This window comes from Aeromicrobium yanjiei (assembly GCF_009649075.1).
Lineage (GTDB): Bacteria > Actinomycetota > Actinomycetes > Propionibacteriales > Nocardioidaceae > Aeromicrobium > Aeromicrobium yanjiei.
In genome coordinates this window covers 1592991-1606446 of record NZ_CP045737.1, presented here as the reverse complement: position 1 = coordinate 1606446, position 13456 = coordinate 1592991, and the positions used below count along the sequence as shown (strand labels likewise).

Genomic DNA, 13456 nt, shown 5'->3' with positions numbered 1-13456 from the left:
GTTTGAGGTATGGCCACCACGACAGCTTCGATGACAGAGCAGCTGTCGGACGCCGTGCGGTGGCAGGCACGGGCCGAGGCATACACGATCCAGACGATGCTCGGCTGCCGGGACGTGGAGATGGCTCGCACCGCGCTGATCGAGTCGCCGCTTCGACGCAAGATCGAGCGCTCCGCGATCGCGTTGACGATCGGTGAGGCCACCGGGATGTCGGAGTCACAGATCCAGCTGCGGCTGTCGATCGCCGATCGCGTGCGTGAGAAGACCCCGCAGGTGTGGGATGCGTTCATCGAGGGGCTGATCGACTTCTCCCGGGTCCGTGACATCAGCGCGACGATCGAGAAGCTGCACCGTCCCGAGTCGATCGCCCGGCTCGACAACCGGGTCATCGCCTACGCGACCGAGCACACCGGGGCCGAGTTGCAGCAGTGGCTGCGCCGGTTCGTCCAGCGGGTCGAGGCCGACCTCGCCACCGAACGGGCCGACGCCGAGCGCGCCAACCGGCACGTGTCGGTGACCCATGGGGACGACTCGATGTCCTGGCTCAACGCCTACCTGCCTTCCCATCAAGCAGCCGCCATAGAGGCTCGTCTCCGCAAAGAGGCCCGCAAGGCTGCCGATCCGGACGACGACCGGGCCGTCGCTCAGCGAGAAGCCGACCTGTTGGTCGCATGGTGCACCAGCTCCGAGGCCACCACCTCAGCCATCGACGCGAACATCGCCGTCACCGTCGGAGCCGACGTCCTCGCTGGTGCGGCTCCCGGGTTCGCGGAGTCCACCGACGGCGGCTGGGCCGTCCCGGCACCGTGGCTGGCAGACGTGATCGCCACCGGCAGCACCTTTTGGCACCGGATCGTGGTCGACCCCGTTACTGACGACGTCCTCTCGCACGAATACGTGGGCCGGTTCGCACCGGACTCCCTCGCTCTGGCGCTTCGGTTCCTCCACGGCGTGTGTCAGGCGCCGGGATGCAGGGTGCCGTCGGAACGCTGCGACCTCGACCACCGAATACCGCACCCAGTTGGCCCCACCAACGGCGACAACATGGGACCCCTGTGTCGAAGACACCACAATCTCAAGGGACACGGACTCCTGCACTGGTCCACCAGCCCACCGAAACCGCCACCCGCTGAGCCGATGGTCATCGAGCTCTACCCGCCCGTACCCCCCATCGCAATGGAGTACGTCGCCGCCTGAGCCCGTCAGCGGCGCGGCGTCGTGGCCTGCAGGACCGCCTCCGACAGCGCCTCGGTGCGCAGGTGGGTGATGCGCTGGTAGTCGGGGTCCGCGACCATCGCGCTGAACGCGGCGCGGGTCGGGTACTCCACCAGCAGCACGGCGTCCCAGTCGAATCCGTCGGGAGCGACCAGCGCGGTTGAGGTGTCGCCGATGTAGACCACGCGGGCGCCGACCTTCTGCAAGTGCGGGCCGATCTCGCGGGCGTACTGGTCGTAGGACGGGCGGCCGTCCGGCGCGAACCGCAGAAGGTTCAGCATCACGACCGGGCCGCCCTCGTCCTCGGCGAGATAGCGCTTCAGGTCGTTGCCGGTCGGGTCCACGCTCATGCTGTCTCCTCGGTGCTGCGCTCGTCGCTGGGACGCCCATCGTGCCCGAACCAGCGGTCACCTTCCCGGGCTGACACGCTGACCACCTACGGTTCGTCTGTGCCCACCCTCACCGCGTCCCGATCGAGCCTCGCGCCGGTCCTGGGCGTCCACGTCGCCCTCGCCGTCGCCGGTGCCGTCGTGCTCTCGCTGGACGCCCCCGCGAAGGGTTGGGGCGTCCTGGTCACGGTCGTCGCCTATGTCTTCGCCCTGCGGGCAGCGTGCCGGCGTGCGGGTGCCCGCGATCTCGAGGCGCTCGCCTCGTTCCTGGTGGCGGTCTCGGTGTTCCAGCTGCTGCCCGACTGGGTGCTAGCCGATCTGATCGGCACGCTGCGCTTCCCCGACACGGGCGGGGTGCGCGTCGACGACGTCATCCCGCTGGCGATGGCCGGCATGTGGGTGGCTCCCCTGTTCGCGGCGGTCGCCCTGAGCGGAGGACGACCCGCCGTCGCCGCGGTGCTGGCCACCGCGATCTTCTTCGGCGCCGAGCTGGCTGCGCCGGGGCTCGGCCTGTGGGAGCCCACCGGCGACACGCACCGGTTCGCGGGCGTGGCGGTGTACGTGCTGCCGGCCGAGGCCGCGCTGGGGTGGGCGACCGCGGTGGCGTTCCGGGCGACCCGCCGCCTCGACCTCGTCCACCGCGTGGCGGCGGCGCTCGCGGTGTCCACGTTCTACATCGGCGCGCTCGTGCTCTCGCACTTCCTGATCGACGTCGCCGGCTGGCGCCTCACCGCCTGAGGGCGAACCAGCGGTCAGCCTCGATCGCGTAGACCCACCGGCGGCCGGGCCACTCCGTGAGCGACCAGAGCTGGCGCCGCTGCGGGAGCCAGGTGATGTCCTCCGGACCCGTCGGCAGGACGCCGCGGTGACGGGTGAACCGTCCCGGCCGGCCGATCCACAGGTCCCCGGGCAGGCCCTCGCCGTTGCTCGAGGTGAGCACCCAGCGCCCGTCCGCGACGACCGCGCCCTGCATGCGGGCCACCTGGCGCTCGTGCATCTCGGTGGGCTGGGCACGTCCGCTGCCGTCGCTGCGCAGCAGGCCCGTGTCACCGTCGATCGCATAGCTGATGAGCCGGTGGCTGCCGCCCTTGCGGCCGTACTCCCCCGCCACGAGATGGTCGTCGCCGACGCCGCCGCGGTCCAGGGACAGGAAGGAGTACGTCATCGGCCCGGCGTCGCCGTCGTGCTCCGCGGCGTAGACCGTCCGCTGGGGCAGGACGTAGCGGTAGCCGCCGGTGCGCAGCCGGTTGCGGACCCGCACGACGTCGTCGAGACGGAAGACGCGCAGACCCGCCGAGCTGCCGGCAACGAACAGGTGGTCGCCGTACCAGACGATGCCGCCCGCGTGGACCCTCACGCGGCGCAGCCGGTGCAGCGGCCCCAGCCGGCGCGGCTCGACCAGCAGCACGTGGCGGTAGCGGGGCGGCTCGTCGTCGTGCCAGTCGATCACCGAGATGCGCGCGCCGAGCCGACGACCGATGCGCCCGTGCCCGTACCAGCTCGCGAGCACCACGTCGTGCCCCTCGTACGTGCCGCCGCTCGGCTCAGGTCCGTAGGCGTCCGCGGAGGTCGTGATCCCCTGGGGGAACCACCGCTGGGTGTCCTCGTCGGTGCGCTGCCAGGCCATCCCGTACGCCGCGGCCTCGGCCGGCACGTCGACGTGGCGTCCGCTCCGGTTGAGGTCGGCGAGCACCCCGCGCAGCCCGACCCGGCGGGCCCGCCGCAGCCACGCCACCGTCGCGCTCGCGGCCGGGGGCTGCACCAACCGGTGCGGCAGCGTGGGACGCACCATGCGCCGGCAGCCCTCGTCGTCGACGCCGTCCTGCAGCACGAAGCCCGCGGCCTCGTACGTCGAGACGGCCGCGGTGTTGCCGTCGATCACGCGCAACGACAGCTCGCGGCCCGCGGCCCATCGCACGACCGCCGAGACGAGCTCGGCGCCCACCCCGCGTCCGCGGACCTCGGGGGCGACCCACATCGACGTGAGGGAGGCGGTCTCCCCGGCAAGCTGGCCGGCGACCATCCCTACCGGCTGCTCGTCCTCGTACGCGATGAAGCACGGGCCGTCAGCGACGCGCCCGCGCCAGCGCTCCTCGGTGTCGTCGTCACCGGTCCACATCGTGGTGGACGCGGAGAACGCGGCACGGTCCTCGCTCAGCGAGCGGCCGCGCAGGGCACGCCAGACGGCCCAGTCGTCGGGCCCCAGCTGCCGGATCACCGGCGCCCTAGCGCAGGAAGGGATCGATCGCGGCGGCGACGAACAACAGCGCGAGATAGGCGTTGCTGTAGTGGAACAGTCGCATCGGCTTGATGACCGACAGCTCCTCGGTGTCCTGAGCGCGGGACTTCAGGTCGTACGCCTCGACGATGAACACGATGCCGAGCACGATCGCGACCGCGGGGTAGAACCAGCCCGTCGCGAGCGGCCACAGCAGCAGCGAGGTGCCGACCATGACCCACGTGTAGATGACGATCTGGCGGGCCACCTCGGCCGATCCGACGACAGACGGCAGCATCGGGATGCTGGCCGCGGAGTAGTCCTCGCGGTAGCGCATCGCGAGCGACCAGAAGTGCGGCGGCGTCCAGAAGAAGATCACCAGGAAGAGGACGAACGGCGCGAGCGCCAGCTCGTTGGTCACGGCGGTCCAGCCGATCACGGCCGGGAAGCAGCCGGCCGCTCCGCCCCAGACGATGTTCTGGGTGGTGCGGCGCTTGAGGATCATGGTGTAGCCGACGACGTAGAACACGTTGGCCGCGAGCGCGAGGCCCGCCGACAGCCAGTTGACCCAGAAGCCCAGCATCGCGGTCGACACGACACCGAGGACGAGGCCGAAGATCAGCGCATTGCGGGTCGGGATCTGGTGGCGGGCCAGCGGACGGCGCGACGTGCGCCGCATGAGCTGGTCGACGTCGGCGTCCACGACGCAGTTGAGCGCGTTGGCGCTGCCCGCGGACAGCGCACCGCCGACGAACGTCGCGAGCACGAGCCACAGCGAGGGCACGCCCTGCTCGGCCAGGAACATCACCGGCACGGTGGTCAGGAGCAGCAGCTCGATGATCCGCGGCTTGGTCAGTGCGACGTAGCCCTTGACGACATCGCTGAACTGCGGCGATGTGGGTACGTCAGCATGGCTGGCGGAGTTCACATCTACGGCAGTCACGTGCATCAGTCTAATGGACGCGAGTAGGCTCGGCGTGACGGGCTTCGACGCCCGTCTTCCAAGTCTCACGAACGACGATCAGGAGCCACCGCTGTGACGTCCGGAACCCCCGCGCTGGAGTGGACCGACCTCGACAAGAAGGCCGTGGACACTGTCCGCCTGCTGGCCGCCGACGCTGTGCAGAAGGTGGGCAACGGCCACCCCGGCACGGCCATGAGCCTGGCGCCGGCGGCGTACCTGCTCTACCAGAAGGTCATGCGCCACGACCCGACAGATCCGCACTGGGCCGGCCGTGACCGGTTCGTGCTGTCGTGCGGCCACTCGAGCCTGACGCAGTACATCCAGCTCTACCTCGCGGGCTACTCGATGACGCTGGACGACCTGAAGAGCCTCCGCACGTGGGGCAGCCAGACCCCCGGACACCCCGAGTACAACCACACCCCCGGCGTCGAGGTGACGACCGGTCCGCTGGGCCAGGGCGTCGCGAACGCCGTGGGCTTCGCGATGGCGGCCCGCCGCGAGCGCGGACTGCTCGACCCCGACGCCGCGCCCGGCGAGAGCCCGTTCGACCACCACGTCTACGCGATCTGCTCCGACGGCGACCTCGAGGAGGGCGTCTCGGCCGAGGCCTCCTCGCTCGCCGGCACCCAGCAGCTGGGCAACCTGACGCTGCTGTGGGACGACAACCGGATCTCGATCGAGGACGACACCAACATCGCCTTCACCGAGGACGTCGCCGCACGCTACGAGGCGTACGGCTGGCACGTCCAGACCGTCGACTGGACCAACGGCGGCACGGGCTATGAAGAGGACGTCCAGGCACTCTGGGACGCCTACCAGGCCGCGGAGGCCGTCACCGACCGTCCCAGCTTCATCCAGCTGCGCACGATCATCGCCTGGCCGGCGCCGTCCGCCCAGGGCACCGGCGGATCGCACGGCTCCGCGCTCGGCGACGACGAGATCCGCGCCACCAAGGAGCTGCTGGGCTTCGATCCCGACCAGACGTTCATCGTCGACGACGAGGTCATCGCCCACACCCAGTCCGTACGTGACCGGGCCGCCGAGCAGCGCAAGACGTGGCAGGAGTCGCTCGACGCCTGGACCTCGGCCAACCCCGAGCGCGCAGCCCTGCTCGAGCGGCTCAAGAAGCGCGAGCTGCCGGACGGCTGGGACGCCGACCTGCCCGTCTACGAGGCCGACGCCAAGGGCGTCGCGACGCGTGTCGCCTCCGGTGACTTCCTGTCGGCGGCCGTCGCCGGCCTTCCCGAGCTGTGGGGCGGCTCGGCCGACCTGGCCGGCTCCAACAACACGACCCCCAAGGGCGAGCCGTCCTTCCTCCCGCCGGAGCGTTCCTCCGAGAAGTTCCAGGGCGACTGGTACGGCCGGGTGCTGCACTTCGGCATCCGCGAGCACGCGATGGGCGCGATCATGAACGGCATCGTCCAGCACGGGCTGACCCGCCCGTACGGCGGCACGTTCCTGGTGTTCAGCGACTACATGCGCCCCGCGGTCCGCCTCGCGGCCCTGCAGGAGCTGCCCGTCACGTACGTCTGGACCCACGACTCGATCGGTCTGGGCGAGGACGGGCCGACGCACCAGCCGATCGAGCACCTCGCGGCCCTGCGCGCGATCCCCGGCCTCGATGTCATCCGCCCCGCCGACGCCAACGAGACGATCGAGGCCTGGCGCACGATCATGGGCAACACCGATCGTCCGTCGGCCCTCGCGCTGAGCCGGCAGAACCTGCCGACGTTCCCCCGCGGCACCGACGGCTACGCCGAGGCGAGCCTCACGGCGAGGGGTGCGTACATCCTGCTCGACACCGAGGGCGATCCCGACGTGATCCTGTTCGGCACGGGCTCGGAGGTGCAGATCGCGGTCAAGGCCCGCGAGCTGCTCGCAGCCGAGGGCATCGCCGCCCGGGTCGTCTCCATGCCGAGCCGTGAGTGGTTCGAGCAGCAGGACGAGTCCTACCGCAACCAGGTCGTCCCGCCGACGTCGCGGGCACGCGTCTCGGTCGAGGCGGGCGTGGCCTTCGGCTGGCGTGACGTGGTCGGCGACGCCGGCCGCATCGTCAGCCTCGAGCACTACGGGGCCTCGGCCGACTACACGACCCTGTACAACGCCTTCGGCATCACCGCCGAGGCCGTCGTCGCAGCTGCCAAGGACTCGATCGCCGCTGCTGCGGGCGAGCCCGTCGCACCGTTCCACGCCCGTCCGGCAGGACCTGTCGGTCCGGGTGACAACTCAGACGCGCCCACCCACTGACGCGCTGCCATCTTCGTCACGAAGGAGCACACATGAACGACCGTCTCAAGGCCCTCGCCGACGCCGGAGTATCCGTCTGGCTCGACGACCTGTCCCGCGAGCGCATCGAGTCCGGCAACCTGGCCAAGCTGGTCGCGGAGTCCGGTGTCGTCGGCGTCACCACCAACCCGTCGATCTTCGCCTCGGCCCTCGCCAAGGGTGAGAAGTACGAGCCGCAGGTCAAGAAGCTCAAGGAGTCCGGCGCCGACATCGCCACGACCGTCTTCGAGCTCACGGCGACCGACGTGCAGATGGGCTGCGACATCATGCGTCCCGTCTACGACGCGAGCAACGGCTTCGACGGCCGGGTCTCGCTCGAGGTCGACCCCGATCTCGCCCGCGACACCGAGGGCACGATCAAGCTCGCTCACCGCCTCTGGGAGCGGGTCGGCCGACCCAACCTGATGATCAAGATCCCCGCCACGCTCGAGGGCCTGCCCGCGATCACCGCGGCGATCTCCGAGGGCATCAGCGTCAACGTGACCCTGATCTTCTCGCTCGAGCGCTACCGCGGCGTGATGGACGCCTACCTCGAGGGCCTCGAGCAGGCCGCGGCCGCCGGCCGTGACCTGTCGACGATCCACTCGGTCGCCTCGTTCTTCATCAGCCGCGTCGACACCGAGGTCGACCGTCGTCTGCCCGAGGACAGCCCGCTGCGTGGCACCGCCGCGCTCGCCAACGCCCGCCTCGCCTTCGAGGCGTACGAGGAGATCTTCGGCTCCGACCGCTTCAGGGCCCTGGTCTCGAAGGGCGCCAACCCGCAGCGTCCGCTGTGGGCGTCCACGGGCGTCAAGGACCCCAACCTGCCCGACACGCTCTACGTGTCCGAGCTCGTGGTCTCCGGCACGGTCAACACGATGCCGGAGAAGACGCTCGAGGCGTTCGCCGATCACGGCGAGGTCCTCGGCGACCGGGTGCACAACACGTACGAGGAGTCGCGCGACGCGTTCGCCGCGCTCGAGCGTGAGGGCGTCTCGTACGACGAGGTGGTCAAGATCCTCGAGGACGAGGGCCTGCAGAAGTTCGAGGCCTCGTGGGACGAGCTCCTCGAGACCGTGTCGGCCGAGCTCGACAAGGCCTGAGGCCGTGATCGGGGTCGCGCTCACTGTCCCGTCGCAGTCCGAGTTCGAGGACGCGCTGCAGAGCGCGATCACCGATCGGGTCGCCTCCCGGATCGACGCCCAGGACCCCACGCTGTGGGGTCCTGATGCGGAGTCCGAGGCCAGCATCCGGCTCAGCTGGACGCATCTGCCGGAGTCGTCGCGGCCGTTGGTCGCCGAGATCAGCGCCTTGCGCGAGGACCTCGTGGCCCGGGGCCTCGACCACGTCGTGCTGTGCGGCATGGGCGGGTCCTCGCTCGCGCCGGAAGTCATCTGCCACACGGCGGGCGTCGACCTCACGGTGCTCGACTCCTCGCACCCCGACATGGTGCGCGCCGCGATCGCCGACCGGCTCGACCGGTCCGTCGTGGTCGTGTCCAGCAAGTCCGGTGGCACGGTCGAGACCGACAGCCAGCGCCGGGCGTACGAGCAGGCGTTCACCGAGGCCGGCATCGACCCGCTCGAGCGGATCATCGTGGTGACCGACCCCGGCTCCCCGCTCGACGAGGAGGCGACCGAGACCGGCTACCGCGTCTTCCGGGCCGATCCGCACGTCGGCGGACGCTATTCGGCGCTGACCGCCTTCGGTCTCGTGCCGAGCGGCCTGGCCGGTGTCGACATCGGCGCGCTGCTGTCCAGCGCCGAGACCGAGGAGAAGCTGCTCTACTCCGACAGCGCCGACAACCCCGCCCTGCGCCTGGGTGTCCTGCTCGGCGTGGCCAACCAGCACCGGGTCGACAAGCTCGTGATCTCCGACCAGACCCGCCATGGTGTGGGCGACTGGATCGAGCAGCTCGTCGCGGAGTCGACCGGCAAGCTCGGCAAGGGCGTCCTGCCGGTCGTGGTCCCGTTCGAGAACGCGACCAACTTCAACCCGAGCACCCCCGACTCGATCCTGGTCACGATCGGCGGCGACGGACCGCCCGAGGCGCAGTCCGGCTTCTCGGCCGATCTGCAGGGCGATCTCGGTGCGCAGATGCTGCTGTGGGAGGTCGCGGTCGCCGTGGCCGGCCGGCTCATCGGCATCGACCCGTTCGACCAGCCCGACGTCGAGAGCGCCAAGAAGGCCGCCCGCGAGCTGCTGAGCGGCAGCGGCAGCGTGCCCGACCCCGACTTCTCCGAGAACGGCATCGACGTCTACGGCTCGGGCTCGTCCCTCACCGAGGCGGTGCAGGAGCTGCTTGGCCAGGTCGACCTCGACCACGGCTACCTCGCGATCCAGGTCTACCTCGACCGCATCGCCTACGCCGACTTCGCGGGCGTCCGCGAGGTCGCGGCCGAGCGGCTTGCCCGCCCGGTGACATTCGGCTGGGGTCCGCGCTTCCTGCACTCGACGGGTCAGTACCACAAGGGCGGCACCCCCAACGGTGTGTTCCTGCAGGTCACCGGGACGCCCGAGGAGGATCTCGCGATCGCCGGTCGCGACTTCACCTTCGGCTCGTTCATCGACTCGCAGGCCGCCGGCGACGCCGCAGTGCTGCGTGACCACGGGCGTCCCGTCCTGCGGCTGCACCTGCACGACGTCCCCGCCGGGCTCGCGACCATCCGGGAGCTGCTGGCATGACGGCGGAGCACGTCAACCCTCTGCGCGACCCCACCGATCGTCGTCTCCCCCGCATCGCCGGGCCGTGCAGCCTGATCCTGTTCGGTGTCACGGGCGACCTGGCCAAGAAGAAGCTCATCCCGGCCGTGTACGACCTGGCCAACCGCGGGCTCCTGCCCCCGGGGTTCGCCCTGGTCGGCTTCGCCCGGGCCGACTTCAAGGACGGCACGTTCGCCCAGATGATCAAGAAGGCCGCCAAGGAGGGTGCCCGCACCCCCTGGAGCGAGACCGTCTGGAAGCAGCTCGCGGCGGGCATCCGCTTCGTGCCGGGTGAGTTCGACGACGACGACGCGTGGGACCGGCTCGCCGACACCATGAAGGAGCTCGACGACCAGCAGGGCACGGGCGGCAACCACGCCTTCTACCTGTCGATCCCGCCGAGCCTGTTCCCCGTCGTGGTGTCGCAGATCAAGAAGCACGGCCTCGCCGAGTCGTCCAAGGGCTGGCGCCGGGTCGTGATCGAGAAGCCGTTCGGGCACGACCTCGCCTCCGCGGTCGAGCTCAACCGCATGGTGGGCGACGTGTTCTCGCGGGAGTCGGTCTTCCGCATCGACCACTACCTCGGCAAGGAGACGGTCCAGAACATCCTGGCCTTCCGCTTCGCCAACGGGATGTTCGAGCCGATCTGGAACAACCACTACGTCGACCACGTGCAGATCACGATGGCCGAGGACATTGGCATCGGCTCGCGGGCCGGCTACTACGACAGCATCGGCGCCGCACGCGACGTGATCCAGAACCACCTGCTGCAGCTCATGGCCCTCATCGCAATGGAGGAGCCGGTCTCGTTCAACGCCTCGAGCCTCCGCCTGGAGAAGCAGAAGATCCTCGCCAACGCCCGTCCCCCGGCCCGCATGGACCTGCACACCGCGCAGGCGCAGTACGTCGCCGGGTGGGCCGGTGGCGAGAAGGTGCGCGGCTACCTCGAGGAGGAGGGCGTCCACGAGGGCTCCCGCGCCGAGACGTACGCCGCGATCCGGGTCGACGTGTCGACCCGACGCTGGGCCGGGGTCCCGTTCTACCTGCGCACCGGCAAGCGTCTCGGACGACGCGTCACCGAGGTCGCGGTCGTGTTCAAGCGCGCGCCCCACCAGCCGTTCAACAAGAACGACGTGGAGGAGCTCGGCCAGAACGCCCTGGTCATGCGCATCCAGCCCGACGAGGGCGTCACGCTGCGGTTCGGCGCCAAGGTGCCTGGCACCACGATGGAAATCCGTGACGTCAACATGGACTTCGCCTACGGCGGTGCGTTCGTCGAGAGCAGCCCCGAGGCGTACGAACGACTCATCCTCGACGTGCTGCTCGGCGATCCGCCGCTGTTCCCGCAGCACGAGGAGGTCGAGCTGTCCTGGAAGATCCTCGATCCGGTCATCGCGCACTGGAAGCAGGACAAGGAGATCGACACCTACCCGGCCGGCACCTGGGGCCCCCCGTCCGCCGATGCCATGATGGCCCGCGACGGCCGCACCTGGAGGCGTCCCTGATGGAGATCGCACTCACCGACACCAACTCCTCGCAGATCGCCCGCGCGCTCGTCAAGGCCCGGTCGGCTGCGGGCAGTCCCGCGATGGACATGGTGCTGACGCTGCTGGTCGTGACCGACGACGAGAACGTCAGCGAGGCGCTCAAGACCGCGACCACCCTGTCGCGCGAGCACCCCTCGCGCGTGATCGGCGTGATCATCGGCGACGGCCGCGGCGGGGCAAAGCTCGACGCCAAGGTGCGCGTCGGCGAGAGCTCCTCCGGCGAGTCGATCCTGCTACGCATCTCCGGCGAGCTGACCAAGCACGCGGAGTCCGTCGTCCTGCCCCTGCTGCTGCCCGACTCCCCCGTCGTGGTGTGGTGGCCCGGAAAGCCCCCGTCGAACCCGTCCGCCGACGCGATCGGCCGGCTCGCCCGACGACGCCTCACCGACGCCGAGGCCACGGACTCGCCGATCCGTTCGCTCAAGGCCGTGGCGCGGGCCTATCAGCCGGGTGACACCGACCTGTCGTGGACGCGCTCGACCCCGTGGCGCGCCCTGCTCGCCGCGGCGCTCGACCAGACCACTGGCACCGTCACCGGCGGCACGGTGACCGCCGGCACCGGCAACCCGGTCGCGCTCCTGCTCGTGTCGTGGCTCGAGAGCAGGCTAAAGGTCCCGATCAAGCGCAAGCGCATCGACACCCCACAGATCGCGTCGGTGGTGCTGCACACCGCCGAGGGCGATGTGCTGATCGAGCGGGTCGACTCCGTGTCCTGCCACTTCAGCGTCCCGGGCTCGTCGCCGCGCGAGGTGCCGCTGGGTGCCCGCACCCTGGCCGAGCTGCTCGCCGAGGACCTGCGCCGCCTCGACGCGGACGAGGTCTATGCCCAGACCATCCAGTACATGCTCGAGGAGGACGTATGACCACAGAGGTCTGGCCGACTGCGGAAGAGCTCGCGGCCGTCATTGCCCAACGCATCACCGACAAGGTCGCCGAGGTCCAGCGCGAGGGACGTACGCCCACCATCGTGCTCACCGGCGGCACGATCGCGATCGACGCGTACGAGCAGATCAGCGGCGGCGACGTCGACTGGACCGACGTGGACTTCTACTGGGGCGACGAGCGGTTCGTGCCGGCCGGCGATGCCGACCGCAACGACCGGCAGGCCAAGGACGCGTTCCTGGACCGCCTGGGCGTCCCGGCCGACCGGATCCACGCGATGCCGGCGGCCGACGGCGGACTCGCGATCGGCGAGGCCGCCGACCGGTACGCCGCGGAGCTGCCCGGCGAGCCGTTCGACCTCGTGCTGCTCGGGGTGGGACCCGACGGCCACATCGCCTCGCTGTTCCCCGGTCACCCGCAGGTGCACGAGACCAAGCGCCTGGCCGTCGAGGTCCTCGACTCCCCCAAGCCGCCGCCCGAGCGCATCTCGCTGACCTATCCGGCCCTGCGCAACGCGCAGAGCGTGTGGCTGATCGTCGCCGGCGAGGGCAAGGCCGAGGCGGTTGCCCGCGCCCACGCCGACGGCACGATCGAGGACACCCCGGCATCCGGCGTGCAGGGCCTCGCCGAGACCGTGTGGCTGGTCGACGTGCCCGCGTCCGCGCTGATCGTCAGAAGATGATCTCGCCCGACTTGCGCTTGCTGCGCAGCATGTCGACGGCTTCCTTGAGGATCTCGTCGGCCTCAGTCTCGGAGCGACGCTCCTTGACGTAGGCCAGATGAGTCTTGTAGGGCTCGATCTTCTTGGCCGTCGGACGCTTGTCGGCGTCGACGCTGGCCGGCATGCCGCAGCGCGGGCAGTCCCACGACTCCGGCACCTCGGCCTCGATCGCGAACTGCAGCTCCGTCGTGTGGTTGTTGATGCAGAAGAACGTCACGAACTGTCGCGGGGCGGCTTCGCCACGCTCAGCCTCGCCCATGGGACCGGAGCCGATACGGCTTCCCCGGATTGCACCTGCTGCCACTAGTTACTCACCTTCAGGAGCAGGCCGAGTGCGAAGATGCACACGACCCAGACGACTGCGATACCGACCGTGATGCGGTCGAGGTTGCGCTCAGCGACCGAGGATCCTCCAAGGGAGCTGGAGACGCCTCCGCCGAACATGTCGGAGAGGCCACCTCCGCGGCCCTTGTGCATGAGGACCAGCACGATCATCAGCAGGCTGCTGATCGCGAGGAGGATGGAAAACGTCAGAATCACGTTGGGCCTTCG

At 70.1% G+C, this 13456-nt stretch carries 13 protein-coding genes; 8 read left to right on the top strand and 5 right to left on the bottom strand.

The window, feature by feature from the left end; translation table 11 throughout:
• Positions 1–9 precede the first annotated feature (9 nt).
• Positions 10–1197 (top strand): HNH endonuclease signature motif containing protein, encoded by a 1188-nt coding sequence (locus GEV26_RS07955; RefSeq protein WP_153652573.1) that lies wholly within the window; start codon positions 10–12, stop codon positions 1195–1197.
• Between the two features lie 5 nt (positions 1198–1202).
• Here GEV26_RS07955 and GEV26_RS07950 read toward each other — a convergent pair whose 3' ends face one another.
• The gene (locus GEV26_RS07950; RefSeq protein WP_153652572.1) at positions 1203–1565 is read right to left on the bottom strand and encodes a DUF1330 domain-containing protein; all 363 of its coding nucleotides are present in this window, start codon (positions 1563–1565) and stop codon (positions 1203–1205) included.
• Positions 1566–1664: 99 nt separating this feature from the next.
• Between GEV26_RS07950 and GEV26_RS07945 the strand changes: the two genes are divergently transcribed.
• Positions 1665–2342, top strand: coding sequence for a DUF6989 domain-containing protein (locus tag GEV26_RS07945; protein ID WP_153652571.1), 678 nt, complete (start codon positions 1665–1667; stop codon positions 2340–2342).
• Here the strand turns inward: GEV26_RS07945 and GEV26_RS07940 are convergent.
• Together GEV26_RS07940 and GEV26_RS07935 are read right to left on the bottom strand one after the other, a co-directional pair.
• Positions 2332–3822, bottom strand: coding sequence for a GNAT family N-acetyltransferase (locus GEV26_RS07940; protein WP_153652570.1), 1491 nt, complete (start codon positions 3820–3822; stop codon positions 2332–2334). The genes GEV26_RS07945 and GEV26_RS07940 overlap by 11 nt on opposite strands.
• A 7-nt stretch (positions 3823–3829) precedes the next feature.
• Positions 3830–4771: a heme o synthase gene (locus GEV26_RS07935; protein ID WP_153652569.1), complete on the bottom strand. Its 942-nt coding sequence runs from the start codon at positions 4769–4771 to the stop codon at positions 3830–3832.
• An 87-nt stretch (positions 4772–4858) separates the two neighbouring features.
• Here GEV26_RS07935 and tkt point away from each other — a divergent pair, with 87 nt between their 5' ends.
• From tkt to pgl, 6 genes are read left to right on the top strand one after another with little or no spacing between them, the layout of a single operon-like run.
• Positions 4859–7033, top strand: a complete 2175-nt coding sequence (gene tkt / locus GEV26_RS07930; RefSeq protein WP_153652568.1) for a transketolase — start codon at positions 4859–4861, stop codon at positions 7031–7033.
• Between the two features lie 32 nt (positions 7034–7065).
• The gene (gene tal / locus GEV26_RS07925) at positions 7066–8154 is read left to right on the top strand and encodes a transaldolase (protein ID WP_153652567.1); all 1089 of its coding nucleotides are present in this window, start codon (positions 7066–7068) and stop codon (positions 8152–8154) included.
• A 4-nt stretch (positions 8155–8158) separates the two neighbouring features.
• The gene (locus tag GEV26_RS07920; RefSeq protein WP_153652566.1) at positions 8159–9736 is read left to right on the top strand and encodes a glucose-6-phosphate isomerase; all 1578 of its coding nucleotides are present in this window, start codon (positions 8159–8161) and stop codon (positions 9734–9736) included.
• On the top strand, positions 9733–11259 hold the full coding sequence (gene zwf, locus GEV26_RS07915; RefSeq protein ID WP_153652565.1) for a glucose-6-phosphate dehydrogenase: 1527 nt from the start codon (positions 9733–9735) through the stop codon (positions 11257–11259). The genes GEV26_RS07920 and zwf overlap by 4 nt, the downstream gene beginning before the upstream one ends.
• Positions 11259–12164, top strand: a complete 906-nt coding sequence (locus GEV26_RS07910) for a glucose-6-phosphate dehydrogenase assembly protein OpcA (protein ID WP_153652564.1) — start codon at positions 11259–11261, stop codon at positions 12162–12164. The genes zwf and GEV26_RS07910 overlap by 1 nt, the downstream gene beginning before the upstream one ends.
• Complete coding sequence (pgl, locus tag GEV26_RS07905) at positions 12161–12865, top strand: 6-phosphogluconolactonase (RefSeq protein WP_153652563.1); 705 nt, start codon at positions 12161–12163, stop codon at positions 12863–12865. Before GEV26_RS07910 ends, pgl begins: the two co-directional genes overlap by 4 nt.
• Here the strand turns inward: pgl and GEV26_RS07900 are convergent.
• Positions 12855–13208 carry an RNA polymerase-binding protein RbpA gene (locus GEV26_RS07900; protein ID WP_153652562.1) on the bottom strand — a complete coding sequence of 118 codons (354 nt, stop codon included), beginning with the start codon at positions 13206–13208 and terminating at the stop codon, positions 12855–12857. The two genes, pgl and GEV26_RS07900, sit on opposite strands and share 11 nt — an antisense overlap.
• Entirely contained in the window at positions 13208–13444 is a 237-nt protein-coding gene (gene secG / locus GEV26_RS07895) for a preprotein translocase subunit SecG (protein WP_108577833.1), read from the bottom strand. The genes GEV26_RS07900 and secG overlap by 1 nt, the downstream gene beginning before the upstream one ends.
• Between the last annotated feature and the right edge of the window lie 12 nt (positions 13445–13456).

Excerpts from the sequence above, each read along its gene's own strand:
- GEV26_RS07955 (WP_153652573.1), top strand. The coding sequence starts at position 10 with ATGGCCACCACGACAGCTTCGATGACAGAGCAGCTGTCGGACGCCGTG.
- GEV26_RS07950 (WP_153652572.1), bottom strand. The coding sequence starts at position 1,565 with ATGAGCGTGGACCCGACCGGCAACGACCTGAAGCGCTATCTCGCCGAG.
- GEV26_RS07935 (WP_153652569.1), bottom strand. The coding sequence starts at position 4,771 with ATGCACGTGACTGCCGTAGATGTGAACTCCGCCAGCCATGCTGACGTA.
- tal (WP_153652567.1), top strand. The coding sequence starts at position 7,066 with ATGAACGACCGTCTCAAGGCCCTCGCCGACGCCGGAGTATCCGTCTGG.
- zwf (WP_153652565.1), top strand. The coding sequence starts at position 9,733 with ATGACGGCGGAGCACGTCAACCCTCTGCGCGACCCCACCGATCGTCGT.
- GEV26_RS07910 (WP_153652564.1), top strand. The coding sequence starts at position 11,259 with ATGGAGATCGCACTCACCGACACCAACTCCTCGCAGATCGCCCGCGCG.
- pgl (WP_153652563.1), top strand. The coding sequence starts at position 12,161 with ATGACCACAGAGGTCTGGCCGACTGCGGAAGAGCTCGCGGCCGTCATT.